Genomic DNA, 26,631 nt, shown 5'->3' with positions numbered 1-26,631 from the left:
TCGACCACCTGGGCCGTGGCGAGGACGCCCGTCGGATCGAGGCGGCCGTCACCGCCGACATCGCCAGCCGGGGGGATGCGAAGCGCTCCACCAGCGAGGTCGGCGACGCGATCGCCGCCGCCGTCCGGGGCTGACGCTCCCCGAGCACACGCGAGGGCCCCCGAGTACACGACAGGGCCCCCGAGCACACGTTCCAGCGTGTTCTCGGGGGCCCTTCACTGTGCGCGGGCGCTGGCGAGGTTGCCCCACGCCACTCAGGCGTACCCCGTCAGCCAACCTGGCGCAGTGCCATCACCGTCGCGACGGCGGCGGTGGCGGCCTCGTGGCCCTTGTCCTCGTCCGAACCCGGAAGCCCGGCACGGTCCAGGGCCTGGTGTTCGTCGTCGCAGGTGAGCACGCCGAAGCCGACCGGCTTGCCGGTGCGCACCGCCACCTCGGTGAGGCCTACGGTGGCCCCCTGGCAGACGAAGTCGAAGTGCGGGGTGCCGCCGCGGATCACGACGCCCAGCGCCACCAGTGCGTCGAAGCGGTCGGCCAGCGCCGAGCAGGCACCGGCCAGTTCGAAGGTGCCGGGGACCCGCACCAGGGTGACATCGGTGACGCCGGCCTCGGCCAGACCTCGCTGGGCGCCGTCGACCAGGCCGTCCATGACGGTGGTGTGCCAGCTGGCCGCGACGATCGCGACCTTCAGCCCGGGGGCCTGGACGGTGATGTTGGGTGCTCCTGCGCCGCTCATGCGGGTTCTCCGTTCGTGGTGGTGATGTCGGTGGTGGTCAGGTCGGCCGGGAGCGCATGGCCCATCCGGTCGCGTTTGGTCCTCAGGTAGGTGAGGTTGTCGGCGCTGACGCCGGTGGCTCCGCTGCGCAGCCCCAGCACGTCGAGGCCAGCCTGGCGCAGGGCGTCGAGCTTCTCGGGATTGTTGCTCAGCAAGGTGATGCCGCGCACGCCCAAGGTGCTGAGGATGGCCGCCGCCGCCCCGTACTCCCGGTCATCGACGGGCAGCCCGAGCTCGGTCTGGGCGTCCACGGTGTCGGCGCCGCCGTCCTGCAGGTGGTAGGCGCGCAGCTTGTTCAGCAGGCCCACCCCGCGGCCCTCGTGCCCGCGCAGGTAGACCAGCACGCCGGGTTCGTCGGCCAGCAACTGCTGCGCACGGCGCAGCTGTGGCCCGCAGTCGCAGCGCAGCGAGCCCAGCGCGTCGCCGGTCAGGCACTCCGAGTGCACCCGGACCAGGTTGGCCTCGCCCAGCCCATGGGGGCTGACCATGGCGAGGTGCTCGGCACCGGTGACCAGGTCGCGGAAGCCGATCGTCTCGAAGCGTCCGGCCTCGGTGGGCACCCCGGTGCGGGCCACCTCCTCCACGCGGTCGTGCAGCTGGCGCCAGGCCGCCAGGTCGGCGATGGTGACCACGGGCAGGCCCTCGCGGGCGCCGAGCTCCAGCACCGCGTCGGTGCGCATCATGGTGCCGTCGTCATGCACCAGCTCACCAATCACGCCGACCGGGCAGAGCCCGGCCAGCCGGCACAGGTCGACGGTCGCCTCGGTGTGGCCGCGGCGGGTCAGCACTCCCCCGTCGCGGGCCCGCAGCGGCACCACGTGGCCGGGGCGGTTGAAGTCGGCGGGCGTGGCGTCTGGATCGGCCAGCAGCCGCACCGTGGTGGCGCGGTCGTGGGCGCTGATGCCGGTGGTGGTGCCCTCGGCGGCATCGACGGTGATGGTGTAGGCGGTGCGCAGGCTGTCCTGGTTCTGCTGCACCATCATCGGCAGCTCCAACCGGTCGGCCCACTGCTCCGGCATCGGGGCGCACAGGTAGCCGGAGCTGTGCCGGATCGTCCAGGCGGTCCACGCGTCGGTGAGCGTCTGGCCGGCGACGATCACGTCGCCCTCGTTCTCCCGGTCGACGTCGTCGAGCACCAACACGGGCCGGCCCTCGCGCATCGCCTGCAGCGCCTCCTCGATGGTGTTCATGCCTGCTCTCCCGCCACGACGCCGGCCACCAGCATCTTCTCGACATACTTGGCCAGCACGTCCACCTCGAGGTTCACCAGGTCGCCCACCTGCCGGCTGCCCAGCGTGGTCAGCTCCAGCGTGGTGGGAATCAGCGAGACCTCGAAGAAGCCCTCGCCGACTGCGCTCACGGTCAGCGAGACCCCGTCGACGGTGATGGACCCCTTCTCCACCACATAGCGCGCCAGGGCGGCGGACAGCTCGAAGCGCACCACCTCCCAGCGCTCGCCGGGGGTCCGCTGGAGCAGCCGGGCGGTGCCGTCGACATGTCCCTGCACGACGTGGCCACCGAAGCGGCCATTGGCGGCCATGGCGCGCTCCAGGTTCACCGGGGATCCCTCCACGAGTTCACCCAGGCTGGAGCGGCGCAGGCTCTCGGCCATCACGTCGACACTGAAGGTGGCCTCGTCGTGCTCGACGACGGTCAGGCAGACGCCATTGCAGCTGATCGAGGCGCCGGGGGTGGCGTCGCTGACCACCAGCGGGCCGCGGATGCGCAACACGGCCGATTCGGCGCCGTGCTCGATGGACTCGACCCTGCCGAGCTCCTCGACGATTCCGGTGAACATTCACTTCTCCTTGGTGGTGTTGAGCGGGTTGAGGATGAGGGCGAGGTCGTCGCCGTGGTGCTCGGCCTCGACCAGACGCAGCCGGTCGATGTCGGCGATGGTGCTGATGCCGAGGTCGGCGACGGCGGCCGGTCCCGCGCCCAGCAGGGCCGGGGCCAGGCAGCAGACCACCTCGTCGACGAGGCCGGCACGCCACCAGGCGGCGGCCAGGGTGGGTCCGCCTTCCAGCCAGAGGTGGTGGATCCCCTGCGCGGCAAGGCTTTCCAGCGTCGCGCGGGGGTCGCTGCCGGGCAGTTGGAGGAAGCGGCCGTCGTTGCCGCGAACCCGTGCGGAGGCGGGCACCGGGCGGTCACCGACCACGACACGCAGCGGCTGGCGCCCGGCTGGCTGGTCGGCGGCGTCCCGGACGGTCAGGCGCGGGTCGTCGGCCAGCACGGTGCCGGTGCCGACGACGATCGCCCCGCACCGGGCCCGGCGGGCATTCATCGCCCGGCGCATCGGCTCGCCGGTGATCCACTGACTGGTGCCGTCGGCGGCGGCGCTGCGACCGTCAAGGGTGGCGGCGAACTTCCAGGTGACGAAAGGACGGCCGGCGCCACGGGAGAAGGTCCATGTGGCATTGACCGCCCGGGCCTCGTCGGCGAGCAGCCCGCCGCGGACCGTCACCCCTGCCGCAGCCAGGGTGGCGGCCCCGCCACTCGCCTCGGGCGTCGGGTCGGCCTGGGCGTAGACGACCTCCGCGATATCGGCCGCGAGCAGTGCTTGGACGCAGGGGCCGGTGCGGCCAGTGTGGTTGCACGGTTCCAGCGTGACCACTGCCGTCCCCCCACGGGCGGCCTCGCCTGCGGCTGCCAGCGCCACCACCTCGGCGTGGGCGGTGCCGGCTCCCTTGTGCCAGCCCTCGCCGACCACGTCGCCGTGCGCATCGAGGATGACGCAGCCGACGCGGGGGTTCGGATCGGCCTCGAGGCCGTGCTGGGCGAGCTCGAGGGCACGCTGCATGGCGGTGGCCTCGGCTGTGGTCTGCATCATCTGCTCCCGGTCGGTCGACACTGTCGCTGCACCGGGGCGGGCGGGCATCAGCGGATGCGCCGCCGGCGTGCCCGGCCACTGGCCGCGCACGTCCTGGGCAGCCCGACGACGACGCCTGGCTGCTCCACGTGTTTCCTCCCATCCGGACTTTCACCGTCGGTCCTGGAATTGCACCAGGTCAGCCGATCGCTGGCTGCGATCGGGTCGCGGACTGTCACCGCCGGTTCGGACTTGCACCGACCCCGGAACACGTTGGGGCCATTGTGCCACGGCACCCGGGCAGGACGAGCCGGGGTCCGTGCGGCGACCGGGCATCCTGCGTGGCAACCCAGCACAGGCGAAACTCACTTGGGGTCGAGCGAGGGCCAGGCATTGGGCCGGCACCCGTCCAGCCCCTTGCTCTGCTGCATCATCACCGGCGCATTGGCCCCGGCCTTGGGGCATCCCAGGTGCCCCTTGCCGATGAAGTGCCCCACCTCATGGTTCACCTGGTAGGCGCGGTACTCGTCCACGTCGTCGAAGGTGGGCGTCATGTAGAGCCAGCGGTCGGTGTTCAGGATCACCTTGGTGCCGGCCCGGCAGCTCCAGGTCATCCGGATGTCAAGGGGGCACATCTTCTGCGCGGTGCCCGGGGTGGCCAGGTAGATCGTGAACTTCGCACGAGCCGGATCGGTGACCAGGCGGAAGGAGTTCCCCTGGTGTCCCAGCCAGCCACGGGGATCGTTCAGGATGGAACTCACCTGGCGGGCGGCCTGGTCGACGTCGATGCCGCTGCCATCCTCGGCCCGCACCACGTAGTCATGAACTGCGACGGTCTTGCGGGGCGGTTCGACGGTGAGCGTCGAGTTGCGCCACGTCCCCTTGCCGGTGATGCCGCTGCGACGGATGCCGTCGGTGCCGGCCGGGGCGTCGTCGGCGGCATCGGACGAGGCCGACGGGCTGCTGGTCGGACGTGAGCTGGCCGACGCAGGCGTGCTGCTGGGCGAGGGGACCGCCGGAGACGTCCGGTCATCCGGGTCGGCACGACAACTGCGCAGACTGGCCATGCCGACCAGCAGGAGCAGCAGGGCCAAGGACGCGGCCTTGAGGCGCCGTCCACGCAGGGTCAACCGCGTCGGGGCGGGGATTGGCTCACTCACGGGACCAGACTAGGTCTCAGGGGACGCGCACGGAGTTGCAGCGCCGAGGACCCGGCCATCTCACTTGGCGAGCCACCCCTTTCACTTGATGGACTCTGCGAGACTGGCGCCGTGAGCACCGCAACCGAGATCCCGCCCCTGGTCAGCAAGGCGCTGAGCCAGTGCCTGCGCACAGGATGGTTGCACACCACCCGAAACGAGACCGGTCGTCTACTGGCCACCCTGGCGGCCAGTCGCACCGGCACCGTCGCAGGCGTCTCCACCGGCAGCAGCACCGGGGTGGCCTGGTTGCGCAGCGGAGCCAGCGAGGCCACGCGCGTGGTCTGTGTGGAGTCAGACCCCCGGCGTGCCGCCCAGGCCCGTGAGATCCTGTTCGGCAGCGACATCGAGGTGCTCGACGGCGACTGTGAGCAGTTGCGCTGTCGGGCTCCCTTCTCCCTGCTCTACATGAACCGCGCCACGGCGCAGGTACTGAGCCGTGACCTGGCCCACGAACTGGTCGAGACCGGCGGGCTGGTGTTGATCGACGATCTCGAGGAGGACCCCTTCCGCGACAACGTCCCCGGCGTGCACGTCGACCCGCTCCTGGAGGGGTGGCTCACCGACGAGCGCTTCACCTCCACCGAGAGCCAGCTGGCCCCCGACCTGACGGTCATGATCGCCACCCGGACCTGAAGCGCGCGGTCAGCGCCCCAGGAAGTCCTCCCAGCGCGGCACCTCCCGACGAGCCTGGGCCATGCCCAGCCGGTGCGCCTCCCGCAGCCGGTCGATGCGCCGCTCCTGGTTGACGATCTGCATGTGGGTGGGGCGGAAGACGTAGGCCCTGCCCCTGGCCTCCAGCTCGGCCAGTTCGTCGAGCACCCGGTTGTAGTTCTCGGCACGCTCCAGAAGGCCCCGCGCGATCTGGGGGTAGCGGCGAAAGAGCACGTCATAGGCGTGCGGCAGGCGCGACGGAGCCTTGCGGTAGCCGGCCGGGCGGGTGAGGACGACGAAGAACTTCTCGTAGCCCGCATCCTGGGCGGCGTCCAGGGCGATGCCCCCATTGGGGCCCAGTGCACCGTCACACCAGGGTTCGCCGTCGATCTGGATGATCGGCATCAGTCCGGGCATGGTGGACGAGGCCCGGATGCGCTTGGCCATGGCCCGCAGGTCCGGCATGTCGTCGTCCTTGTTCCAGTAGACACACTCGCCGGTGCGGGCATTGAACCCACCCACGTTCATGGTGATCGGGTTGGCCTTGAAGGCCTCCCAGTCCAAGGGGAGGGGCTGGCCGGCCTCGCCGGTCTGTTCGTAGATGAACTCGGAGTTGAAAACCCCCTTGCCCCGCACCCAGGTGCGCCAGCTGCCGAACTCCGGCTCCAGCACCAGGTCGACGAAGCTGGCCCGGGCGCGTTCGGCGTCACGGGCCACGTAGTTCAGGCTGTTCGACGAGCCCGCCGAGATGCCGGCGACGAAGTCGAAGTACATCTCCTGGGCGAGAAGTTCCTGAACCACGGCACAGGTGTAGGCGGCGCGCATGCCGCCACCCTCGAAGATCAGGGCGGTGTCGGTGATGTTGCTGCTCAGTTCTGGTGCCACCCCGCCACCCTAGCCATCGGGCACGATGCCCTATCGGCCCCCGAAACAGACGGATTCCTGCCCCCCAACCTGTTGTGCACGTTCAAAGCCCCAGATTCGTCTGTTTTCGTCAGCCGGACGCGAAAGGGCCCCCTTCCCGCGTGCAGGAAGGGGGCCCGAAGAGCCATGGGTCAGCGGTCGGCCTTGCCCTCGGTGTAGTCGGTGTCGGTCGGCTTGATCCAGCTGAACATCTTGCGCAGTTCCTTGCCGGTGGCCTCGATCTGGTGGGCCTGCTCGGCCTCACGCATCTTCTTGAACTCGGGCGCGCCGGCGTCCTGGTCCTCGATGAAGCGCTTGGCGAAGGCGCCGTTCTGGATGTCGGCCAGCACCGCCTTCATGTTCTCCTTCACCTGGCCGTCGACCACGCGCGGGCCGGAGACGTAGTCGCCGTACTCGGCGGTGTCGGAGATGCTCCAGCGCTGCTTGGCGATGCCGCCCTCGATCATGAGGTCGACGATCAGCTTCAGCTCGTGGAGGCACTCGAAGTAGGCGACCTCGGGCTGGTAGCCGGCCTCGACGAGGGTCTCGAAGCCCGCCTGCACCAGGTGGCTCATGCCGCCACAGAGCACGGCCTGCTCACCGAACAGGTCGGTCTCGGTCTCCTCGGTGAAAGTGGTCTCGATGCCACCGGCACGAAGGCCACCGATCGCCTTGGCATAGGACAGCGCCAGCGGCCAGGCCTGGCCCGACTCGTCCTTCTCGACGGCGACGACCACCGGCACGCCACGGCCGTCGGCGTACTCACGACGCACCAGGTGTCCGGGGCCCTTTGGGGCGACCATGCACACGTCGACGCCGGCCGGCGGGGTGATGTAGCCGTAGCGGATGTTGAAGCCGTGGGCGAAGAAGAGCGCGTCGCCCTCCTCCAGGTTGGGCTCGATCTCCTCGGTGTAGAGCTTGCGCTGGGCCTGGTCGGGGGCCAGGACCACGATCAGGTCGGCCTCCTCGACGGCCTCGGCGACGCCCAGCACGCGCAGGCCCTCGCTCTCGGCCTTCTCGCGCGAGGAGCTGCCCTCGCGCAGGCCGACGCGCACGTCGACGCCGGAGTCGCGCAGGCTCAGCGCGTGGGCGTGGCCCTGCGATCCGTAGCCGATGACGGCGACGCTGCGCCCCTGGATGATCGACAGGTCGGCGTCGTCGTCGTAGAACATCTTTGCCATGGTGGGGTCTCCTTGTGCTTGGTTGGGTTCAGGTCTGTGACGGTCCGCGGACCGGTGTCAGGCGGAGGGACGGGACTTGTCGGAGATGGACCGGCTGCCGCGGCCCAGGGCCACCTGACCGGACTGCACCAGTTCGATGATGCCGTAGGGACGCAGCATCTCCAGCAGCGCGCCGAGCTTCTCCTTGCCGCCGGTGGCCTCGATGGTGATCGACTCGGGGCCGACGTCGACGGCCTTGCCACGGAAGAGCGCGACGGTGTCGATGATCTGGCTGCGGTTGGCCGGTTCAGAGCGCACCTTGACCAGCAGGAGTTCGCGCTCCACCGATCCGGCGGGCAGCTCGACGACCTTGATCACCTCGACCAGCTTGTTGAGCTGCTTGACCAGCTGCTCGAGCACCAGGACGTCGTCCACCCGGGCCACCAGCGTCATGCGCGACAGGTGCTCCTTCTCGGTGGGACCGACGGCCAGGGACTCGATGTTGAAGCCGCGGCGGCTGAACAGTGCGGCGGCGCGGGCCAGCACGCCGGGGGCGTCCTCGACCAGCACGCTGAGGGTGTGGGTGCTCACAGGACTTCCTCTTCCCAGTCGGGCGCCATGTCTCGCGCGATCTTGATGTCGTCATTGCTCGTGCCCGCAGCCACCATGGGCCAGACCATGGCGTCCTTGTGCACCACGAACTCGACCACGACGGGGCCGTCGTTGATCTCCAGCGCCTTCTTGATCACCTCGTCGACCTCCTCGGGCGTCTCGGCGCGCAGCCCGACACAGCCCATCGCCTCGGCCAGCTTGGGGAAGTCGGGGATGCGCTCGCTGCTCAGATCGGTGTTGGAGTAGCGCCGGTCGTAGAACAGCGTCTGCCACTGGCGCACCATGCCCAGCACGTTGTTGTTGATCACCGCGATCTTGATCGGGATGTCATTGAGCGCACAGGTGACCAGTTCCTGGTTGGTCATCTGGAAGCAGCCGTCGCCGTCGATGCCCCAGACCACGGCATCTGGCTCACCCACCTTGGCACCCATGGCCGCGGGGACGCAGTAGCCCATGGTGCCGGCGCCGCCGGAGGTGAGGAACTTGCGCGGTTCCTGGTGGGGCAGGAAGTGTGCCGACCACATCTGGTGCTGGCCCACGCCGGTGGCGAAGATGGCGTCGGGGCCGCTGAGCTCGCCGATGCGCTGGATCACGTACTGGGGGCTGAGGCGGCCGTCGGTCTCCTCCTCCCAGCCCAGCGGGTAGCGGCGCTTCAGCGAGGCCAGCGTGGCATGCCACGGTGACAGGTCGCCCATCTGGACGTCCTGCATGGCCTCGGTGAGTTCCTTGAGGAAGGCGCGGGCATCGCCGACGACGGGCAGGTCCGCGAGGCGGTTCTTGCTCACCTCGGCCGGGTCGATGTCGGCGTGGATCACCTTGGCGTGCGGGGCGAAGGTGTCCAGTTTGCCGGTCACGCGGTCGTCGAAGCGGGTTCCGACGGCGATCAGCAGGTCGGACTGCTGGATCGCGCCGACCGCCGAGACGCTGCCGTGCATGCCGGGCATGCCCATGTGCAGCTCGTGCTCGTCGGGGAAGGCGCCGCGGGCCATCAGGGTGGTGACCACGGGGATCCGGGTGGCCTCCACCAGTTCGGCCAGCTGCTTCCAGGCGCGGGCCCTGACCACGCCGCCGCCGATGTAGAGCACGGGCCGCTTGGCGTCCGCGATCATCCGGGCAGCCTCCCGCACCTGGCGGGAGTGGGGCCGGGTGGTGGGGCGGTAGCCGGGCAGCTCGATGCCCGACGGCCAGACGAAGGGTGCCTCACTGGTCAGGGCGTCCTTGGCGATGTCGACGAGCACGGGGCCGGGACGGCCGGTCTCGGCGATGTGGAAGGCCTCCTTGACCGCGCGCGGGATGTCCTCGACCTTGGTGACCAGGAAGTTGTGCTTGGTGATCGGCATGGTGACGCCGCGGATGTCGGCCTCCTGGAAGGCGTCGGTGCCGATGGAGGTGGAGTTCACCTGGCCGGTGATGGCCACGATCGGCCCCGAGTCCATGTAGGCGTCGGCGATGGGGGTCACCAGGTTGGTGGCGCCGGGGCCGGAGGTGGCGATGCACACCCCGACCCGTCCGGTGGCACTGGCATAGCCCTCGGCGGCGTGGCCGGCGCCCTGCTCGTGGCGCACCAGGATGTGGCGCACGCTGGAGTCGTAGAGCGGGTCATAGGCCGGCAGGATGGCGCCGCCGGGAATGCCGAAGACGACCTCGACGCCGAGTCGCTCCAGGGAGGCGACGAGGGCCTGCGCCCCTGTCATGGTCGGGGGTGTGCCGTGCTCGGGTGCCATGGCCCTGCCTTCCTGTCGATGTGCTTGCCTGATCATCCCGTGCCGGGAGCCGTGCCGGTGGCGCGTCCCGCCAGGCGGAAGCCTGACGGCCCGTGTTCCTGTCCGTGCACGAAAAAACCCTCGCTGCCGGGGCAGACGAGGGTGGCGCCGAGACCGCGGTGGTCTCAGCGCCCGGTGAGTACGAGGATGAACGGCTTCATGGCTCCATTCTGGGCAACCTGCAACCCTCCGGTCAATGATTGAGACGGAAATCCCATATTTCGGACACCAGGATGGGCGAATGCATCGGAGGCGGCACCCCCCCGGGGTACCGCCTCGGTGTGGATGCTCGTTCGGGACCGGTGTGGTTCAGGCGCGGGCCACGGTGGCGCCACGACGAACCACGTCGACATCACCGATACGGGCCGCGGCCAGCTTGGCCAGGTGACGCAGCGCCCACCCGACGAGCATCGACAGCAGCCCGAGACCCATCACCAGGGCGCTGATGCCGTAGCTCACCACGGAGGTGAACAGCGAGGCGCGCAGGAAGGAGCCGTGCAGGGAGTGCTTCTTGATGGTCTCGGCCTGGCTGCAGGCGGTGAACGGACCGGCCACCTGCTTGCCGGCGAAGGAACTCGCGTCGGCGGGGACGGTGATGTTCTCGTCCTTGAGCTGGCTGGTGACGGTGGCCCAGGTGAGGGCTCCGGCGATGATCATGGCCAGGCCGGCGAGCATGCTGAGCAGTCCGACGAGCTTGGCAGGGGTGGCATTCATGGTGGTGTCCTTGGATCCCGGACGGAGCTGGTGCCCCCATCGCACAATCCAGAACTCAACTACCGTGGTCTGGCCGCCGTCCCCTCATTCCGGCCAATGTCGTCGCCGGTTCAGCCAATCGACAGGTGAGCCCTCGCACTGCCCGAAAGACGGACTGATCAGCCCACGATGCGAGCGAGGACCTCGTCCGGATCATCGATGACCTGCTTGCGGAAGAGCTCCTGCAGGCCGGGATGGTCGTCGGTGCGGGGCACCAGGTGGACGTGCAGGTGGAAGACCTCCTGCCCGGCCACGGGACCGGCGCTGGAGATCATGTTCAGCCCGTCGGCGTCCAGGCGGTCCACCAGCAGGCGCGAGACGGCGCTGATCGCCGGGGCGATCTCGGTCAGCACCGTGGGGTCCCCGGTCAGGTCGTCGACGTGGCGCTTGGGCACCACCAGGGTGTGCCCGGGGTGCCAGGGCTCGATGTCGAGGAAGGCGTAGGCGACCTCGTCCTCGTAGACCTTCCGCGAAGGGATGTCACCGGCGATGATGCTGCAGAACAGGCAATCCATGGCTCCCATCGTAGGGGTGCCAGAAGGCCCACCGCCGCGACTGCGGGTCAACGGACCGGGAAGCCGGCCTCGCGCAGGCCCGCCTTCACCTCGGCCACCGACAGGGTGCCATAGTGGAAGACGCTGGCCGCGAGCAGGGCGTCGGCCCCGGCCCGGGCCGCCTCGACGAAGTGCTCGACGGTGCCCGCCCCGCCCGAGGCGATCACCGGCACCTCCACCACCTCGCGCACCGCACGGATCATCTCCAGGTCGAAGCCGTCGGTGGTGCCGTCGGCGTCCATCGAGTTCAGCAGCACCTCGCCGACACCGCGCTCGACGGCCTCGCGCACCCAGGCGATGGCATCCAGCCCGGCGGACTGCCGCCCGCCATGGGTGGTCACGCCGAAGCCCGATGGCTGGGACGGGTCGCGCCGCGCGTCCAGCGAGAGCACCAGCACCTGGTTGCCGAAGCGGCGGGTGATCTCGTCGATCGCCTCCGGACGGCTGATCGCGCCGGTGTTGATGCCCACTTTGTCCGCACCACAGCGCAGAAGCCGGTCCACGTCGTCGACGCTGCGCACTCCCCCGCCCACGCACAGCGGGATGAAGACGGTCTCGGCGCAGCGGGTGACCATGTCACGGGTGGTCTCCCGACCTTGGCTGGAGGCGGAGATGTCGAGGAAGACGAGCTCGTCGGCCCCGGCCTCGCCGTAGGCGCGGGCCAGTTCGACGGGATCGCCCGCATCACGCAGGTTGGTGAAGTTGACGCCCTTGACCACGCGTCCGTCGTGGACGTCGAGGCAGGGGATCACGCGCAGGGCAAGGCTCATGGCCCAAGGCTAGACCGGCCGGCCGGCCGTGACCGGTCAGTCTCGGGGACGGTCAGTCCCGGGGACGGTCAGTCCCGGGGACGGTCCTCGGCCTTGACCGGCTCGCCCTCGACGATGTCCTGGGTGCCCTCGCCGGGCCACTCGCCCTCGGCCTGCGGCTCCGGATGGCCGTCATGGCTGTCGTGGCCGTCGTGGCCCTTGCCGTGGCCGAAGGGCAGCAGCGCCAGGATGCCGACTACGACCGAGCCCACCAGGAAGCCGATGATGGCCGAGCCGAGGGTGTTGGTGAGCCAGCCCAGGGTCCCGGAGAGCGCATGCGGGACGGCGTGGGAGACCTGGTGCTCCAGGTGGTGCACGAACTGGTAGGGCCAGTGCAGGCCCAGCTCGTCGGCACCCACCATCAGGATGTGGCCACCCACCCAGAGCATGGCAGCCAGGCCGACGGTGGACAGAATCGACAGGATGACCGGCATCGACTTCACGACCAGTTCACCCGCCTTGACGCCCTTCTGGGTCATCCTGAGGCCGATGTCGTCCAGCTTGACGATCAGTGCCACCACGCCATAGACGACGGCGGTGATCAGCAGGGCGACGGCGACCAGGCTGAGGATGCGGGTCATCAACGGCTGGTCGGCGACCTCGTTCAGCGAGATCACCATGATCTCGGCGGACAGGATGAAGTCGGTGGTGATGGCGCCCTTGACCATCTTGTCCTCCTGCTCCTTGCCGCCGAGCACAACCGGGGTCTCGGGGTCGGAGTGGGGCTCGTCGTGGCCGTGTCCGGTGAGCATGCCCCAGATCTTGTGGGCACCCTCATAGGCCAGATAGGTGCCGCCCAGCATCAGGATTGGGGTCAGCAGCCACGGTGCGTAGATGCTGAGCAGGATGGCGACGGGCAGGATGAAGACCAGCTTGTTGCGAATGGAGCCGATCGCGATCTTCTCGATGATCGGCAGCTCGCGGTCCGGCGTCACGCCCTCGACGTACTGCGGGGTGACGGCGGTGTCGTCGACCACCACGCCGGCGGCCTTCACACTGGCCCTCCCGGCGGCGGCGCCGACGTCGTCGACGGACGCCGCCGCCAGCTTGGCGATCGCCGCCACGTCGTCGAGCAGTGCTGCAAGGCCACCGGCCATGGGCGTTCTCCATTCGGGTCTTCGTGGTCGCAGCACAGGGGTCTGCGTGCAGGGGGTTCAGGTCCGCGGCAATCCTAGTGGCGCATCGACCCTTTGCCTCCCATCACGAGGGGCTCAGTCCTCGTCCGGGTCGAACTCGACCACCCCGCGGCGCATGGCCCCGACCGCCTCCCTGCAGACGCGACGCACGTCGCCGGGCCCTGCCGCGGCGGCCACCTGGCCGCACATGTCGATCACCTGACGGATCCATCGCACGAAGTCACCGGCTGGTAGGCCGCTGAGCGACAGGCAGTGCGCCAAGGTGGCGCCGTCGGCCCAGGCATGGGCCGCCTCGGCAAAACCGATGTCGGGCTCGCTGCTTCGCTCCAGGCGGAAGTCTCGCTCCACCAGGCTGACGCGTCGCCAGGTCTGGCGCACCTGGTGCTGGGCGTGCTCGCTGGCGGCATCGGGCATCCGCGCCATCCGCCCCGGCACGACCCGTCGGGTCTCGAAGACCAGCGAGCTGAGCACCGCGGCCATCTGGGGCGCATCCAGGCCGTCGAAGACCCCGTCGCGCAGGCACTCGGCAGTGACCAGGTCGAGCTCGGAGTAGAGCCTGGCCAGCATCCGGCCGGCATCGGTCACCTCATCGTCCTCGCTGCCCAGGTAGCCCATCGACTCCAGCACCTGGCACAGCTTGTCGAAACGCTGGGCGATGGTGTTGGAGCGTCGCTCGGCCCGCTCGCGTGCCTGGACGCGCTCTCGCTCCAGGCGCATCGCGCGCTCGGCGAAGCGGGCATGGCTCTCCCGGTCGGGGCACTCGTGGCAGGGGTGGCGCTTGAGCTCGCGCCGCAGCTCGCTGATCCGCGCCGTCATCTCGGCATCGGCGCGGGGCCCGTGCAGCTGGGTGGGCTGGGGGTCGAGCACCCCGAGCTTGTCGCGGAAGCCGGCGAACAGGTTGCGCCGGTCGGAGGCCTGGCGCGGGTCGAACTTGCGCGGGATCCGCATCCGGCCCACCACCTGGGTGGGGACGGGGAAGTCGTTGAGGGTCAGGCGCACCATCTCGCGGCCCTCGGTGAGCACCATGGGGTGCGGCTCGGAGCCCCGGTTGCCGCGGCGGCCCGGGTCCACCACCACGGCCCATCCCTGGTGGCGCCCGCCGGGGACGTGGATGATCTCGCCGGCCTCCAGCACCAGCAGTGACTGCAGCGCCTCGGCCCGGCGGTCGGCCTTGCGCAGCCGTGCCTGCTCGTTCTCCAGCTGGCCGACCTGCTCGCGCAGCTGGGCGTACTCGACGAAGTCGCCCCGGTCGCAGTGCGCTGCCGCCAGGTAGTCGTCGACCTGCCCCTGGTTGCGCGCCGCGGTGCGGGCCAGGCCGACGACGGACCGGTCGGTCTGGAACTGGGCGAAGCTCTGCTCCAGCATTCCGCGTGCCCGTTCGCGGCCCACCCGGCCGACCAAGTTCACGGTCATGTTGTAGGTGGGGGCGAAGGAACTCTTCAGCGGGTAGGTGCGTCGCGAGGCCAAGCCTGCGACGGCGCGCGGGTCCATGCCCGGCTGCCACAGCACCACGGCGTGGCCCTCGACATCGATGCCGCGGCGGCCTGCACGCCCGGTGAGCTGGGTGTATTCCCCCGGCGTGATGTCGACGTGGTTCTCGCCGTTGTACTTGACCAGCTTCTCGATCACGACGGTGCGCGCCGGCATGTTGATGCCCAGGGCCAGGGTCTCGGTGGCGAAGACGATCTTGACCAGACCGGCGGCGAAGCCCTCCTCGACGATGGCCTTGAAGGCGGGCAGCAACCCGGCATGGTGGCTGGCGATGCCGCGGCTGAGCGCCTCCACGAAGACGTCGTGGTCCAGGGCGCGCAGGTCCGCCGGCGCCATCCCCTGCAGGTGGCGCTCGGCGATCGCCAGCAGCTGGCGTGCCTCATGGTTGGTGGTGAGGTTGATCCCGCTGGCCAGCAGTTGGCGCACGGCCCCGTCGCAGCCCTGGCGGCTGAAGACGAAGCAGATCGCCGGCAGCAGCCGGGCCCGCTGCAGCTGGGTGGTCATCACTGCGCGGCTGGGGGTCAGGCGCGGTGCGGGCCGCTCGTCGCGGTCGCGGCGGCGGTCCAGGTGGGCCTTGGCGGCGCCGCCGTACTGGCCCGAGCCGTAGCCGGCATTCTTCTTGCCCTTGCCGGAGCGTCCCCGGGGACGGCGGGAGTCGTCGCGCACCTGCTTTGCCTCGCTGCGCGCCAGTTTGAGCAGTTCGGGGTTGACCCTGGCGGCACGATCGGCGGGCAGCTCCGCCGCGGTGGGCGCGATGCCCTCGAAGAGGTCGTGCACCTTCTTGCCGGCCATCACGTGCTGGTAGAGCGGCACCGGGCGGCGCTCGGAGATCACCACCTTGACGTCGCCGCGCACCTCGTCCAGCCAGTCGCCGAACTCCTCGGTGTTGCTGACCGTCGCCGAGAGGCTCACCAGCTGCACGCTGGGCGCGAGGCCGATGATGACCTCCTCCCAGACGGCGCCGCGGAAGCGGTCGGCCAGGTAGTGCACCTCGTCCATCACGACGTAGCCGAGGTTGGCCAGCGTTGGGGAGTTGGCATAGATCATGTTGCGCAGCACCTCGGTGGTCATCACCACCACCTGCGCCTCGGAGTTGATCGACGAGTCACCGGTGAGCAGGCCCACCCGGTCGGCGCCGTGGCGGCGGACCAGGTCGTGGAACTTCTGGTTGCTCAGCGCCTTGATCGGGGTGGTGTAGAAGCACTTGCGCCCGGTCGCCAGGGCGCAGAAGACGGCGAACTCCCCCACCACGGTCTTGCCCGCGCCGGTGGGGGCGGCCACCAGGACGCCGGCCCCGGCCTCCACCTCGGCACAGGCCTTCAGCTGGTAGTCGTCCAGGGCGAAGTCATAGCCGGAGGCGAACTGCTCCAACAGGCTGCCGGGCTCGACGACGAAGGGAGCCAGCGGCCCGTCGAGCAGCTCGGAGGCGTCGGCGGGCACGACGAGCCTCTCGGGCAACGCATCGCCCGGCTCGCGGCCGTCGGAATTGTCGGGACGGTGGTCTGGTGAGGTGTTCATCACCTTCGAGGCTAGCCGGTGCCTCCGACAAAATCCGGCAGCGCCGGATTCACCGCGAAGGCACGGAACCGACGGATGCGAAGACGTCCAGCAGTCCGGGACGGCAGGTGATGGTGATGGGCACGTCGCCCAGCAGCTCACCGTCGGCCATCGCGAACATGGTGCCGCGGCTGCCGTCGCGCGCCACGCTGGCACCGTCGATGCGCACCTCGCGGGCTCGGATGACCTCCACCACGTCCTCGTGCACGTGGCTTCCCCGGTAGAGCTTCGGCAGCAATCGCAGCACGTCGCGCCGCGTGAGGCTTCCCACCAGCACCACGTCGAGCAGGCCGTCGTCCACCCGCGCGTCGGGCAGGACCTTCATGCCGCCCCCGAAGTGCCCGGCATTGGCCACCGCCACCAGCACCGAGCTGATCTCGCGGGTCTGGCCGTCGATCCACAGCCGGTAGTCCAACGGGGCGAAGCGGGCCAGTTCCGCCAGCGCGATCGCGCCATAGGCCAGCGAGCCCAGCGGTCCGATCGGGTGCGGGAAGGTGTTGGTGGCCAGGTTCACCCGCGCGTCGTAGCCGGTGGAGACCACCGAGCCGACGAAGCGGTGCTCCGCGCCGTCGCGCAGCTGGCCGGTCACCTCGGACAGGTCGATGCGGCGGGTGTGGCCGGCGACGATCGCCTCCACCGCCGAGAAGCTCTCGGTGGCCAGTCCCACGCCACGGCAGAAGTCATTGTCGGTGCCGGCGGGCACCACCCCGAGTGGCACGTCGAGGCCCTCGGCGCGGGCATCGGCACAGGCATTGAGCCCCAGGTGGGCCATCCCGTCGCCACCCATCACCACCAGCGCATCACGCCCACGTCCCTCGCGACCGCGCCGTGCCCGGGCGGCACTGGTGCGGCAGAGCTCCTCGGCGTGGGCATAGCTGGTGGAGCTGTGCACCACCACCTCGGCGCCGGGAACGGCCTCGAGCCGCTCCCGGACGCGCGGCAGCAGCTTCGCGGCCCTGCCGTGGCCCGCGCTCGGATTGACCACCAGGTGGAAGGTGGGACCGTCGGTGCCCACCTCAGTCTGCGAGCACGAGCTCGTCGCTGACGCCCCGGCGCTTGTCATTGGCGTGGCAGATGACCTCGCTGATGATGTACATGACGGCCATCGGGACGGCCAGCGCGCACATGCTGAAGGGGTCCTGCGAGGGCGTGGCGACGGCGCCGAAGATGAAGCACAGGAAGATGCCGACCGCGCGGTACTTGCTGAGGGTGCGTGCCCTCAGCACGCCCACCAGGTTGAGGGCCACGAGGATCACGGGCAGCAGGAAGGCACCGCCGAAGACCAGCAGCATCACCGACAGGAAGTGCAGGAAGTCGCTGATGTCCTGCAGGTTCACCACGCCTTCGGGCGTGAAACCCAGCAGCATCGCGAAGCCCTTGGGGCTGATCCAGTAGCCCAGCGCAATACCGGAGAGGAAGAGCGGGATTCCCGTTGCCAGGAAGCCCAGGGTGTACTTCTTCTCCTTGGCCAGCAGTCCGGGCGCGATGAAGGCCCACAGCTGGTAGAGCCACACGGGGCAACTCACCACCAGGCCTGCGTACAAGGCGGTCTTCAGCGTGAACATGAAGGGCGTCGACACCCCGCTGGCCACCAGGTTCACGTCGGCTCCCGGATGGGCCGCCTCGTACATGACGATGGACAAGCGGTAGGGACGAAAGACCAGTCGGTACAGCAGGTCGCTCCAGATCAGGCAGATCGCCGTCGCGAGGACCACGGCGATGGCCGACAGGATCACCCGGTAGCGCAGCTCCTTGAGGTGGTCCACCAGGGCCATCGACCCGTCCTCGTCAGGCCGGGGTGCCTTCATCCAGGACAGGTCCACGCGTCGTCGCCGCCGGACGGTGGCGCCACTGGACTTCGCCACGATCAGGCTTCGAACTTCTTCTCGGTCTCGACGACGCGGCCATCGGCCGACTCGACGCGCGTGGTCTCGACCTGCTTGGGCTGCTCCTTCTTGAGCGTGGAGGTCTCCTCCTTGAACTCGCGGATCGCGCGTCCGGACGCCTTGCCGACGCCGGCCAGGCGGGTGCCGCCGAAGAGCAGGATGGCGATGGCGAGGATGATCAGCAGCTCGGTGGGGCCCAGATTAGGCATGGTCTCGTTCTCCTCGGGTTCGGACGCGGGAGGTCCGCGTCCACATCAGGTGCGATCGGACCGCTGCGATGCGGCGGCACGTTCCGCGGGCAACTCTAGCTCCCCCAACAGCGTGGTCATCTCACCGAGCGTGCGCCCCTGGGTGCGCAGCTCCTGGTACAGGGCGCGACCCTTGCGCCACAGCACCCAACCGCACCCGGCCAGCACCGCCACCTGCAGCAGGCCGATCGCGGTCCACAACAGCAGCCACTTCACAGCCCCTGCCCCGATCCCGCGTCCTGGCCGACCCCCGTCGTGTGCTGCCGGTGTTCCCAGGCGTGCACGGAGGCGCCGAAGATCTGCTCGTTGAGGGCCAGCGCCTCGCGCGCCTCACGGGCCGCGTCCTGGCCGGCGCCGGCGGGCTCCAGCACCCGGGCGTCGCCCCCCAGGCGCAGCAGCAGGCCGCGCAGCCAGGCGGGGTCCGAGACGGGAAGCGTGGCCACCAGCTGTTCACCATGATTTCCACCGGGGTGCACCTGGCTGGTCGGGTGGTACTCCACGATCCACTGCGCGGCAGGCGCCAGCTCCAGGGTCACCTCGGGCTGGCCCGGGTCGAACCACCCCTGGGTGGGCTCCGGCGCCGGACCGTGGTCGACGGCCTGCTGCCCCACCTCCTCCACGCGCACGATCCGGTCCAGCTTGTAGGTGCGCCAGGCCTCACGTTCCAGGCTCCAAGCCTGCAGGTAGGCAGCACCATCGCGCAGGTCGATGCGCACCGGGTCCACCTCGGGGGTGGAGGTGAGGCCGCGCGCCAGCCCGTCGTAGACCAGCCGGACCCGGCGGCCGTCCTCGATGGCGCTGGCCAGGCTCTCGCGCACCTGCTCGTCGCCGCTGGCCACGCGGATGGCGACCCGGCCCGCGGCATCACCCTGGACGAGGGCCTCCAGCTTCGCCAGGGCGCTGGTGACGGCCGCGGCGGTGCTGCCACTGGCCACCTCGGCGACGGCCCGCAGCGCCACCACCAGGCTCATCGCCTCGTCGAGGGTGAAGCGCAGCGGCCGGCTCAGGTAGTCGGCATTGGTCAGGTGGATGGTGCCCTGCTCCGCGGCGGCATCCATGTCGATCTCGATCAGGTCGCCGGGCAGGCCGCCGGGCAGCCCGCACATCCACAGGACCTTGAGGTCCTTCATCACCTGGGCCGGGCTCACCTCGAAGGCCTGCGCGACGTTGGCCACGGGAATTCCGGGGTGGGCCTGGAGGTAGGGAACCATCGCCAGCAGGCGGGCCACCTGGTCTGCCGAGGTGCTCATTGCCCCACCTCCGGGTGCTCGACTGAATACTCGTGGTCGGCCAGGGGCTGGTTGGCGTCGACGACGGCCTGCAGCTGCTCGACCACCTGGGCGCGCAAGGCAATGGGTTCCAGCACCAGCGCGTGGGCCCCGGCGGCGCAGACCTCGGCAACCAACTCGGGCCCGGTGGCATAGGGCACCCGCCAGGCGCTGAAGCCCTGCGGCAGGGCCAGCGAGGTGGAGGCTGGCCGGGAACGACGCGTCAGCAGCGGGGCGTGGCCGTCGCGCACGGCCACCAGGGCGGTGCGTCCGGGCCCGGCCGGTTCCAGGCGACGGGCCAGCTCGGCCAGGTCCACCTCGGGCACCTGATAGGCGCCGGCCTGGTCACCCAGCACGGCCTCGCTGGTGATCCGGCTCATCTTGAACATCCGCGGCTCGCCCCGGCCCAGGTCACGCCCCAGCACATACCAGCGGCCCTTGCGCCAGGTCACGCTCCACGGCTCGATCACGCGGTCCTGGTCGCCGCCGCGGTAGCGGAAGCTGACCCGCCGGCGCTGCAGCGTCGCCCGCCAGATCGCCTCGAAGGCGGGCTCGTCGGCGGTGACGGCCGGCGCCAGGGCGGCCAGCCGGTGGGTGTCGGGCTCCACACCGGCGGCGCGCAGCTTGGCCAGGGCACTGACGGTCTGCTCGGCCACGCTCGCCTGCTGCCAGACGCGGGCAGCCGCGCCCAGGGCGGTGGCCTCGTCGGGGGTGAAGTCGACCGGCGGGAACTCGAAGTCGTCACGACGGATCCGGTAGCCGGCCTCATCGTCGAAGAGCAGTTCGTTGTGGCCGGTCTCCACCGGGACGCCCAGGGCGCGCAATTCGTCCTTGTCCCGTTCGAAGGTGCGCTCGAAGGCGGCGTCCGAGAGGCCTGCATAGCCCTCGACGATCTCGCGGATCTGGCTCTTCGGCAGGAAGCGCCGGGCGGACAGCAGACAGATCGTCAGGTTGACGATCCGTTCGCTCTTGCGGGGTGCCATGGTGACCTTCTGCCGGGGGTGCTGGGGGCGCCGGGGGGCAGGGTCGAGGCTACCAGCGCCGCCGGGGCCCGGTGGGGAAAGGGGGATGGTGGCGAGGGGGCAGGATGGGTCCATGACCCCAGCAGCAGGTACCGACCCAGTCACAGCGCCGCCCACCCATGGCGCCGGACGCTTCGCGCCGTCGCCCACGAGCTCCCTGCACCTGGGCAACCTGCGCACTGCCCTGCTGGCCTGGCTGTGGGCACGCTCGGAGGAACGCAATTTCCTGCTGCGCATCGAGGACCTGGACCAGCAACGGGTCGCCGCCGCACCCCAGGTGGCCCGGGAGCAGCTCGACGACCTCGCCCGGATAGGCATCGACCACGACGGTCCGGTGCTGCGCCAGTCCGAGCGGCTGGAGATCTACCGCGAGTACGCCGAGCTGCTGGAGACCTATGAGTGCTTCTGCACGCGCCGCGAGATCGCCGAGGCCTCCCAGGCACCCAATGGCGGGCCGGGCGCGGCGAGCTGGCGCCCCTACCCCGGCACCTGCGCCCAGCTGTCCAGCGCCGAGCGTGCCGAGCTGCGACTGACCCGCGCGCCGGCCATCAGGGTCCGCAGCGGCGTGGACGCCTTCACCGTCGACGACGCCCATGCCGGGCGCCACACCGGCCCGGTGGACGACTTCGTGCTCTTTCGCGCCGACGGCACCCCCGCCTACAACCTGGCCGTGGTGGTCGACGACGGACTGCAGGGAATCACCCAGGTGACCCGTGGCGACGACCTGCTCGACTCCGCTCCCCGCCAGGCCTGGCTGGCCCAGCAGCTCGGCTTGCCCGTGCCGCACTACGTGCACGTCTCGCTCGCGCTCAATGCCGACGGCCAGCGCCTGGCCAAGCGCGACGGGGCCGTCTGCCTGTCAGACCTGCAGGCCCAGGGCATCGGACCCACCGAGGTGGTACGACGACTGTGCCGTTCCGCGGGCCTGCCCGAGGCCGACGACGCACCGGGAGTGCTGGCCGCCCTCGAACCGGGCCAGCTGGACAATCCCCTGGTCTGGCAGCCCTGGGTGGTCGACTGAGCCACCCCACGGACGAGGCGACGGGCCGCAACCCACTGGGTTTGCGGCCCGCGCTCGTGCCTTCGGTCGGGAACCTCAGGCGAGGATCACTGGACGGCCTGCGAGGCATCCATCGCGTGCAGGATGTCGATGACGTAGACCATCGTCGACTTCGCCGGGATGTTCTCCACCTTCTGGTTGCCGTAGGCGTCGGCCGGAGGGGAGACGATCAGCACTCGGCTGCCGACGGTCTGGTTCACCAGGCCCTTCTTCCAGGCCGGGATCAGGTCGGTGAGCTTGCCGGTCTGCGGACCCTCCTTGTAGCCGTCGGCCACCAGCGTGCCGCCGTCCCACAGGTAGGCGCGGTAGGTCACCATGACCGCATCGTTGGCCTTCACCTGGGCGCCGGGGCCCTTGATGAGCGGCTGCACCTCGAGCTTGGCCGGTGCCGCGGTCTTGGGCACGGTGACGCTGGGGACGCCCTTCGCATCCTCCTTGACCGTCGGCAGGCCCGCCTTGGCCTCGACGGCGGTGCCGGTGGCCTTGGTGAAGGGGGTGGAGACGACGTCGATCACGAAGACCAGGTTGTCGCCCTTCTCGATACCGGCCTGCGGGTTGCCGCCGGTCGAGTCGTAGCCGTCGGCGCCGGTCATCATCACCAGGACCCTGCTGCCGACCTTCTGGCCCTCCAGGGCCTTCTTGAAGCCGGTGACCACCTGCGCGGTGGAGAAGGTGGCGGTCTGGCCGCGGCTGAAGGACTCGTCGAAGACCTTGCCGGTGCGGGCATTGACACCCTGGTAGTGCACCTCCACCTGGCCGCCCTTGGCGACGGTGGGTCCGTCGCCCTGGCTGAGCACCTTCACCTGGGTCTTCTCGACGGCCAGCGGCCACTTCGCCTTGACCGAGGGCGCCTTGCCGGGCCCGGTCGGGGTCACGGTCAGCGCCGAGAGGTCCTTGATGACGGTCGGCTTCACCTTCGGAGTGGCCGGGGCGCTCGATGCCGGGGTGGCGCTCGCCGCGGGAGTCGCGTTGGCGGCGGGTGTCCCGGAGGCGGCGGGGGTCGGGCTCTTCGCCGCCTCGTCGCTGCCACCGCAGGCGGCCAGCGTGGCGCTCAGGCCCAGGGCCAGGACGGTGGTGCCGGCACGGCGCAGGGCCCGGGTGCCGAGAGCGGGCAGGGAAGGGGTCTGGTTGGAGTCACGCACGGATTCGAGACTACCCGAGGCTGCTGGGCGTCCAGGCGCGGCGCGACGCGAAGCCACCCGACTCCTTGCGGCGCGGCTCGCTGGCCATCCGGCGCACCAGCTCGTCGACCCTGGAGTCCTGGCTGCACAGCGGATCGTCCAGGTCGACGCGCCCGTCGGCCAGGTCGTGGCAGTCCAGCCGCACCCAGTCGACGGAATACTCCCGCCGATGCTGCTGGGCGGCGGTGACGAAGGCGCCGCGCAGCCGGGCGCGGGTGCTCTGCGGCGGGCTGTCGACGGCGGCCAGTGCGTCATCGCTGCCGTCCCACCGCGCCAGCTGGCCGCGCTGTTCCGCCAGCCGCGCCAGGCCCTGGCCCGCCACGATGTCATGCCAGGCCAGGTCCAGTTGTGCCAACCGGGGGTCGTCCTCGGCCATCCGGTGACGACGTGCCTGGGCCGTCAGCAGCCGCCACTTGGCCACCCAGTCCACCTCCGCCTCCACCCGGTGCAGGGCGTCATCGGCGATGGCATCCAGCACTCGCCCCCACAGCCGGTGGGCGGCGCGCAGCTCGTCGTCGTCGGCCAGGTCGGCGGTGCGCTCCCAGCAGGCGCGCTGCACGTCCAGGGCCACCATGCCGGTAGGGGTCACCACGGCGCGACCGCGCGGGTCCGCGGCGACCTCCCGGATGCGACGACCCGCCTCGTCCACCGCCAGCGACTCGAAACGCTCCCCCTGCTCCACGGCGCGCAGCACCAGTTCGGTCGATCCCAGGCGCAGCAGGGTGGTGGTCTCCAGCATCGTCGAATCTCCGACGATCACGTGCAGGCGACGAAAACGCTCGGCATCGGCGTGTGGTTCGTCGCGGGTGTTGACCATGGGCCGCGATCGGGTCGTGGCAGATCCCAACGGGTCCCACATGTGCTCGGCGCGCTGGGAGAGCAGGAAGCGGGCCTTGCCCTGCCGGTCACGCTGCCAGTGGCCGGCGCCGCACAGCAGCTGCCGGGTGACCAGGAAGGGGGTCAGTGCCTCCACCAGGGCGGCGAGCTCTCCGGTGCGGGCCACCTGGAAGTTCTCGTGGCTGCCGTAGGAGTTGCCATGGGAGTCCACATTGTTCTTGAACAGGCTGGTCCGGGCCTCGAAGCCCTTCTCGGCGAAGCGCTCCCGGCAGCGGGCGGCCAAGCGGTCGAGCACAAGGTCGCCGGCGCGGTCCTGGGCCAGCAGCTCGGCCAGGGTGGAGCACTCGGCCGTCGCATACTCGGGGTGGGCGCCGACGTCGAGATAGAGCCGCCCGCCATTGCGCAGGAAGACATTGGTGGAGGCATTGCTGCCCACCACCGGCTCGAAGAGGGCCTGGGCGCCCTCCTCGGCAGAAAGCCGCCGCCAGCCCGCCGGGGACGGGTCCCGGGGACTGGCGGCCTCCAGCGGGCGCACGCGCACCTGGAGCCCGTACTCGGTCTCCAGGCCGCGTACGCGCCGCATCACATCTTGACCAGATCGAGCAGGGCGCCCAGTTCCTCGCGGGTCAGTTCGCGGGCCTCGCCGATGCCGAGCTGCCCCAGGCGCACCGGCCCGATGGCGGTACGGCTGAGCTTGCGCACGGGGTGGGCGATGGTGTCCATCATCCGTCGCACGATGCGGTTGCGTCCCTCGTGCAGGCTCACCTCCACCAGGCTCTTGGTCTCCGAGCGCATCACGAGCTTGACCCTGTCGGGGCGCACCGGGCCGTCATCCAGGCGCAGGCCCTTCTCCAGGCGACGGATCGTCTTGTTGTCCATGAAGCCCTCCACCTCGGCGAGGTAGGTCTTCGGGACCGCGTACTTCGGGTGGGCCAGGCGGTGGGCGAAGTCGCCGTCATTGGTGAGGAAGATCAGGCCCTCGGTGTCGGTGTCGAGGCGGCCGACGTGGAAGAGCCTCAGCTGCTGCCAGCTCTTCTTGTCGAACTGGATGTCGCCCAAGGTGGGACGGCCCTCCGGGTCCTCCATGGTGGAGACCACGCCGCGCGGCTTGTTGAGCACCAGGTAGACGTGTCGTCGCGGCGGTGGGATGCGGGCGCCGTCGACGCGGATGGTGTCGGTGTGCGGGTCGACGCGCATGCCCTGCTCGCGCACGATCTCGCCGTTGACCTCGACGCGTCCGCGGTCGATCATCTCCTCGGCGGCACGGCGCGAGGCGACGCCGGCCTGGGCCAGCACCTTCTGCAGTCGGATCGGCTCGCTGGCCTCGGGCTCGTCCGTGCTGGCCTCGGACTGCGGGGCCGGGCTGGGCTCGGGGGTCGAGTCGGTCAGGATTTCGTCGACCTCACGGTCGTCGTTCTGGGTCATGGCTCTCTTCATCCATCGTTGGTTCCGCGACGGGCTCGCCGCGCTGTTGCGGCCCGCCGGTGCTGCCCTGGGCGTCCTGCCCGGGGCCCTCCTGCTCGGCCGTCTGTGCCAATTGTGACAGCTCCGCCTCCAGGGCGGACGCATCGGGCAGGTGGGGAGCCAGCGGGGGCAGCTCGCCGAGCCCCGCCAGGCCCATCCTCTCCAGGAAGTACTCGGTGGTGGTGAAGGTGATCGCACCCCCGCCCTCGGTGGGCGGGTTCTCGGCCAGCAATCCCCGGTTGAGCAGGGTGCGCACCACGCCGTCGACGTTCACGCCGCGCACCGCGGAGATCCTTGCCCGGCTGATGGGCTGCAGGTAGGCGACCACGCTCAGGGTCTCCAGGGCGGCCTGGGAGAGCTTGTTCTGCTGGCCCGAGACGACCCAGGCGCTGATCAGCTCGGCGTGCTCGGCGCGCGTCCAGTAGCGCCAGCCGCCGCCGATGCGTCGCAGCTCGAAGCCGCGCCCGGTGCGGTCGTAGAAGTCCACCAGGCTGGCCAGGGCCCGCTCCACCACCTCGACCGGTTGCTGGACCGCCTCGGCCAGTGCCTGGCTGCTCATCGCCTCCTCGGCCATCAGCAGCAGGGCCTCCAGGCCTCCTTCGACCTGCTCGTCCGGCTGGGCCTGCTGGCCAGTGTGGTGCTCAGTCATCGTCCTCCTCCTGGCTGGCCGCCGGGCGGCCGTCGAACTCCTCGCTGACCTGCACGTCCCCCTCGGCCTCGCCGGTCCAGCGGATCGTGAGCTCCCCCAGCGGCGTCAGCTGTTCGAAGGCGATGGCCCGGTTGCGGTAGAGCTCCAGCAGCGCCAGGAAGCGCGCCACCGTGGTGATCCGGTCGGCGTCCCCGGTCAGGGCCCTGAAGGTGAGGGTGCCCTGACGACGCAGCCGGTCGGCCACCAGCTGGGCCTGCTCGCGCACGCTCACGGTGGAGCCGTGCAGGTGCTCCAGGCTCACCTCCGGCGGCCGCTCGGGCGTCAGGGCCCGGGCGGCGATCCTGGCCAGCTGCTCAGGATCGGCGACGATGTGCACCTCGGGCAGCAGGCCGGCGAAGCGCGGCTCCAGCCCGCCCGGGCGCGCGAAGCGACGGGCCTGGTCGGCCATCCGTTCGGCGAAGGAGGCGCTGACCAGCTTGAAGGCGCGGTACTGCAGCAGGCGGGCGAAGAGCAGGTCACGGGCCTCGAGCAGCGCCAGGTCCTCCTCGTCGGCCACCTCCCCCTGGGGCAGCAGCCGGGCGGCCTTGAGGTCCAACAGGGTGGCGGCCACCAGCAGGAAGGAGCTGGTCTGTTCCAAGTCCCAGACCTCGCCTCCAGCCTTGACGTGGGCGATGAACTCGTCGGTCACTCGGGACAGGGCCACCTCGGTGACGTCCAGCTTGTGGCGGCCGATCAGCTGCAGGAGCAGGTCGAAGGGTCCCTCGAAGTTGTCCAGGACGACGGTGAAGCCCCCGCTGGCCTGGCCGGGGGCCGTCACCTGAGCGGTGTCCACGCTCACTGG

27 protein-coding genes and 1 riboswitch are annotated in these 26,631 nt (G+C 70.3%); of the genes, 2 read left to right on the top strand and 25 right to left on the bottom strand.

Features of this window, described 5'->3' with window-relative positions; translation table 11 throughout:
- Window positions 1-268: 268 nt before the first annotated feature.
- The 5 genes from ribH to ACHFFZ_RS15450 all read right to left on the bottom strand — a co-directional run bounded on the left by ribH (window position 269) and on the right by ACHFFZ_RS15450 (window position 4,744).
- Window positions 269-736 carry a 6,7-dimethyl-8-ribityllumazine synthase gene (ribH, locus tag ACHFFZ_RS15470; RefSeq protein ID WP_394277492.1) on the bottom strand — a complete coding sequence of 156 codons (468 nt, stop codon included), beginning with the start codon at window positions 734-736 and terminating at the stop codon, window positions 269-271.
- On the bottom strand, window positions 733-1,965 hold the full coding sequence (gene ribB, locus ACHFFZ_RS15465; protein WP_394277491.1) for a 3,4-dihydroxy-2-butanone-4-phosphate synthase: 1,233 nt from the start codon (window positions 1,963-1,965) through the stop codon (window positions 733-735). Before ribB ends, ribH begins: the two co-directional genes overlap by 4 nt.
- Window positions 1,962-2,573, bottom strand: a complete 612-nt coding sequence (locus tag ACHFFZ_RS15460; RefSeq protein WP_394277490.1) for a riboflavin synthase — start codon at window positions 2,571-2,573, stop codon at window positions 1,962-1,964. Before ACHFFZ_RS15460 ends, ribB begins: the two co-directional genes overlap by 4 nt.
- Window positions 2,574-3,602 (bottom strand): bifunctional diaminohydroxyphosphoribosylaminopyrimidine deaminase/5-amino-6-(5-phosphoribosylamino)uracil reductase RibD, encoded by a 1,029-nt coding sequence (ribD, locus tag ACHFFZ_RS15455; RefSeq protein WP_394277494.1) that lies wholly within the window; start codon window positions 3,600-3,602, stop codon window positions 2,574-2,576.
- 127 nt (window positions 3,603-3,729) lie between these two features.
- A riboswitch (FMN riboswitch) is annotated at window positions 3,730-3,860 on the bottom strand.
- Between the two features lie 89 nt (window positions 3,861-3,949).
- Complete coding sequence (locus ACHFFZ_RS15450; protein WP_394277489.1) at window positions 3,950-4,744, bottom strand: DUF3152 domain-containing protein; 795 nt, start codon at window positions 4,742-4,744, stop codon at window positions 3,950-3,952.
- A gap of 111 nt (window positions 4,745-4,855) precedes the next feature.
- Here ACHFFZ_RS15450 and ACHFFZ_RS15445 point away from each other — a divergent pair, with 111 nt between their 5' ends.
- Window positions 4,856-5,419, top strand: coding sequence for an O-methyltransferase (locus tag ACHFFZ_RS15445; RefSeq protein ID WP_394277488.1), 564 nt, complete (start codon window positions 4,856-4,858; stop codon window positions 5,417-5,419).
- A 9-nt stretch (window positions 5,420-5,428) separates the two neighbouring features.
- On the opposite strand, the gene ACHFFZ_RS15440 is transcribed toward ACHFFZ_RS15445, so the two are convergent.
- The 15 genes from ACHFFZ_RS15440 to ACHFFZ_RS15370 all read right to left on the bottom strand — a co-directional run bounded on the left by ACHFFZ_RS15440 (window position 5,429) and on the right by ACHFFZ_RS15370 (window position 20,560).
- On the bottom strand, window positions 5,429-6,322 hold the full coding sequence (locus ACHFFZ_RS15440; RefSeq protein WP_394277487.1) for a patatin family protein: 894 nt from the start codon (window positions 6,320-6,322) through the stop codon (window positions 5,429-5,431).
- A 170-nt stretch (window positions 6,323-6,492) separates the two neighbouring features.
- Window positions 6,493-7,521: a ketol-acid reductoisomerase gene (gene ilvC, locus ACHFFZ_RS15435; RefSeq protein WP_394277486.1), complete on the bottom strand. Its 1,029-nt coding sequence runs from the start codon at window positions 7,519-7,521 to the stop codon at window positions 6,493-6,495.
- Between the two features lie 57 nt (window positions 7,522-7,578).
- Window positions 7,579-8,091, bottom strand: coding sequence for an acetolactate synthase small subunit (gene ilvN / locus ACHFFZ_RS15430; RefSeq protein WP_394277485.1), 513 nt, complete (start codon window positions 8,089-8,091; stop codon window positions 7,579-7,581).
- Window positions 8,088-9,836: an acetolactate synthase large subunit gene (locus ACHFFZ_RS15425; protein ID WP_394277484.1), complete on the bottom strand. Its 1,749-nt coding sequence runs from the start codon at window positions 9,834-9,836 to the stop codon at window positions 8,088-8,090. The genes ilvN and ACHFFZ_RS15425 overlap by 4 nt, the downstream gene beginning before the upstream one ends.
- Window positions 9,837-10,184: 348 nt before the next feature.
- A complete protein-coding gene (locus tag ACHFFZ_RS15420) occupies window positions 10,185-10,589 on the bottom strand; it encodes a hypothetical protein (RefSeq protein WP_394277483.1) in 405 nt (134 codons plus the stop codon).
- 158 nt (window positions 10,590-10,747) lie between these two features.
- The gene (locus ACHFFZ_RS15415) at window positions 10,748-11,143 is read right to left on the bottom strand and encodes an HIT family protein (RefSeq protein WP_394277482.1); all 396 of its coding nucleotides are present in this window, start codon (window positions 11,141-11,143) and stop codon (window positions 10,748-10,750) included.
- A 47-nt stretch (window positions 11,144-11,190) separates the two neighbouring features.
- On the bottom strand, window positions 11,191-11,952 hold the full coding sequence (gene hisF / locus ACHFFZ_RS15410; RefSeq protein WP_394277481.1) for an imidazole glycerol phosphate synthase subunit HisF: 762 nt from the start codon (window positions 11,950-11,952) through the stop codon (window positions 11,191-11,193).
- A 68-nt stretch (window positions 11,953-12,020) separates the two neighbouring features.
- Window positions 12,021-13,088, bottom strand: a complete 1,068-nt coding sequence (locus ACHFFZ_RS15405; RefSeq protein WP_394277480.1) for a DUF808 domain-containing protein — start codon at window positions 13,086-13,088, stop codon at window positions 12,021-12,023.
- 114 nt (window positions 13,089-13,202) lie between these two features.
- Window positions 13,203-16,136 carry a DEAD/DEAH box helicase gene (locus ACHFFZ_RS15400; RefSeq protein WP_394277479.1) on the bottom strand — a complete coding sequence of 978 codons (2,934 nt, stop codon included), beginning with the start codon at window positions 16,134-16,136 and terminating at the stop codon, window positions 13,203-13,205.
- A gap of 49 nt (window positions 16,137-16,185) precedes the next feature.
- Window positions 16,186-17,190: a diacylglycerol/lipid kinase family protein gene (locus ACHFFZ_RS15395; protein WP_394277478.1), complete on the bottom strand. Its 1,005-nt coding sequence runs from the start codon at window positions 17,188-17,190 to the stop codon at window positions 16,186-16,188.
- A 1-nt stretch (window position 17,191) separates the two neighbouring features.
- Window positions 17,192-18,040 carry a twin-arginine translocase subunit TatC gene (tatC, locus tag ACHFFZ_RS15390; RefSeq protein ID WP_394277477.1) on the bottom strand — a complete coding sequence of 283 codons (849 nt, stop codon included), beginning with the start codon at window positions 18,038-18,040 and terminating at the stop codon, window positions 17,192-17,194.
- Between the two features lie 2 nt (window positions 18,041-18,042).
- Window positions 18,043-18,270, bottom strand: coding sequence for a twin-arginine translocase TatA/TatE family subunit (gene tatA / locus ACHFFZ_RS15385; RefSeq protein ID WP_394277476.1), 228 nt, complete (start codon window positions 18,268-18,270; stop codon window positions 18,043-18,045).
- Between the two features lie 45 nt (window positions 18,271-18,315).
- A complete protein-coding gene (locus tag ACHFFZ_RS15380; protein ID WP_394277475.1) occupies window positions 18,316-18,525 on the bottom strand; it encodes a hypothetical protein in 210 nt (69 codons plus the stop codon).
- Window positions 18,522-19,559, bottom strand: coding sequence for a helix-turn-helix transcriptional regulator (locus ACHFFZ_RS15375; RefSeq protein WP_394277474.1), 1,038 nt, complete (start codon window positions 19,557-19,559; stop codon window positions 18,522-18,524). The genes ACHFFZ_RS15380 and ACHFFZ_RS15375 overlap by 4 nt, the downstream gene beginning before the upstream one ends.
- Window positions 19,556-20,560 carry a helix-turn-helix transcriptional regulator gene (locus ACHFFZ_RS15370; RefSeq protein WP_394277473.1) on the bottom strand — a complete coding sequence of 335 codons (1,005 nt, stop codon included), beginning with the start codon at window positions 20,558-20,560 and terminating at the stop codon, window positions 19,556-19,558. Before ACHFFZ_RS15370 ends, ACHFFZ_RS15375 begins: the two co-directional genes overlap by 4 nt.
- Before the next feature lie 112 nt (window positions 20,561-20,672).
- On the opposite strand from ACHFFZ_RS15370, the gene gluQRS reads away from it, so the two are divergent.
- Window positions 20,673-21,620, top strand: a complete 948-nt coding sequence (gene gluQRS, locus ACHFFZ_RS15365) for a tRNA glutamyl-Q(34) synthetase GluQRS (RefSeq protein ID WP_394277472.1) — start codon at window positions 20,673-20,675, stop codon at window positions 21,618-21,620.
- Between the two features lie 86 nt (window positions 21,621-21,706).
- On the opposite strand, the gene ACHFFZ_RS15360 is transcribed toward gluQRS, so the two are convergent.
- From ACHFFZ_RS15360 to ACHFFZ_RS15340, 5 genes are read right to left on the bottom strand one after another with little or no spacing between them, the layout of a single operon-like run.
- A complete protein-coding gene (locus ACHFFZ_RS15360) occupies window positions 21,707-22,801 on the bottom strand; it encodes an FKBP-type peptidyl-prolyl cis-trans isomerase (protein WP_394277471.1) in 1,095 nt (364 codons plus the stop codon).
- Window positions 22,802-22,811: 10 nt separating this feature from the next.
- Window positions 22,812-24,260 (bottom strand): proteasome accessory factor PafA2 family protein, encoded by a 1,449-nt coding sequence (locus tag ACHFFZ_RS15355; RefSeq protein WP_394277470.1) that lies wholly within the window; start codon window positions 24,258-24,260, stop codon window positions 22,812-22,814.
- Window positions 24,260-25,102: a pseudouridine synthase gene (locus ACHFFZ_RS15350; RefSeq protein ID WP_394277469.1), complete on the bottom strand. Its 843-nt coding sequence runs from the start codon at window positions 25,100-25,102 to the stop codon at window positions 24,260-24,262. The genes ACHFFZ_RS15355 and ACHFFZ_RS15350 overlap by 1 nt, the downstream gene beginning before the upstream one ends.
- Window positions 25,080-25,790, bottom strand: coding sequence for an SMC-Scp complex subunit ScpB (locus tag ACHFFZ_RS15345; protein ID WP_394277468.1), 711 nt, complete (start codon window positions 25,788-25,790; stop codon window positions 25,080-25,082). The genes ACHFFZ_RS15350 and ACHFFZ_RS15345 overlap by 23 nt, the downstream gene beginning before the upstream one ends.
- A complete protein-coding gene (locus ACHFFZ_RS15340; protein ID WP_394277467.1) occupies window positions 25,783-26,628 on the bottom strand; it encodes a segregation and condensation protein A in 846 nt (281 codons plus the stop codon). The genes ACHFFZ_RS15345 and ACHFFZ_RS15340 overlap by 8 nt, the downstream gene beginning before the upstream one ends.
- Window positions 26,629-26,631 lie beyond the last annotated feature (3 nt).

Source organism: Luteococcus sp., from assembly GCF_043424415.1.
GTDB lineage: Bacteria > Actinomycetota > Actinomycetes > Propionibacteriales > Propionibacteriaceae > Luteococcus.
This window is presented reverse-complemented; position numbering and strand designations above follow the sequence as displayed.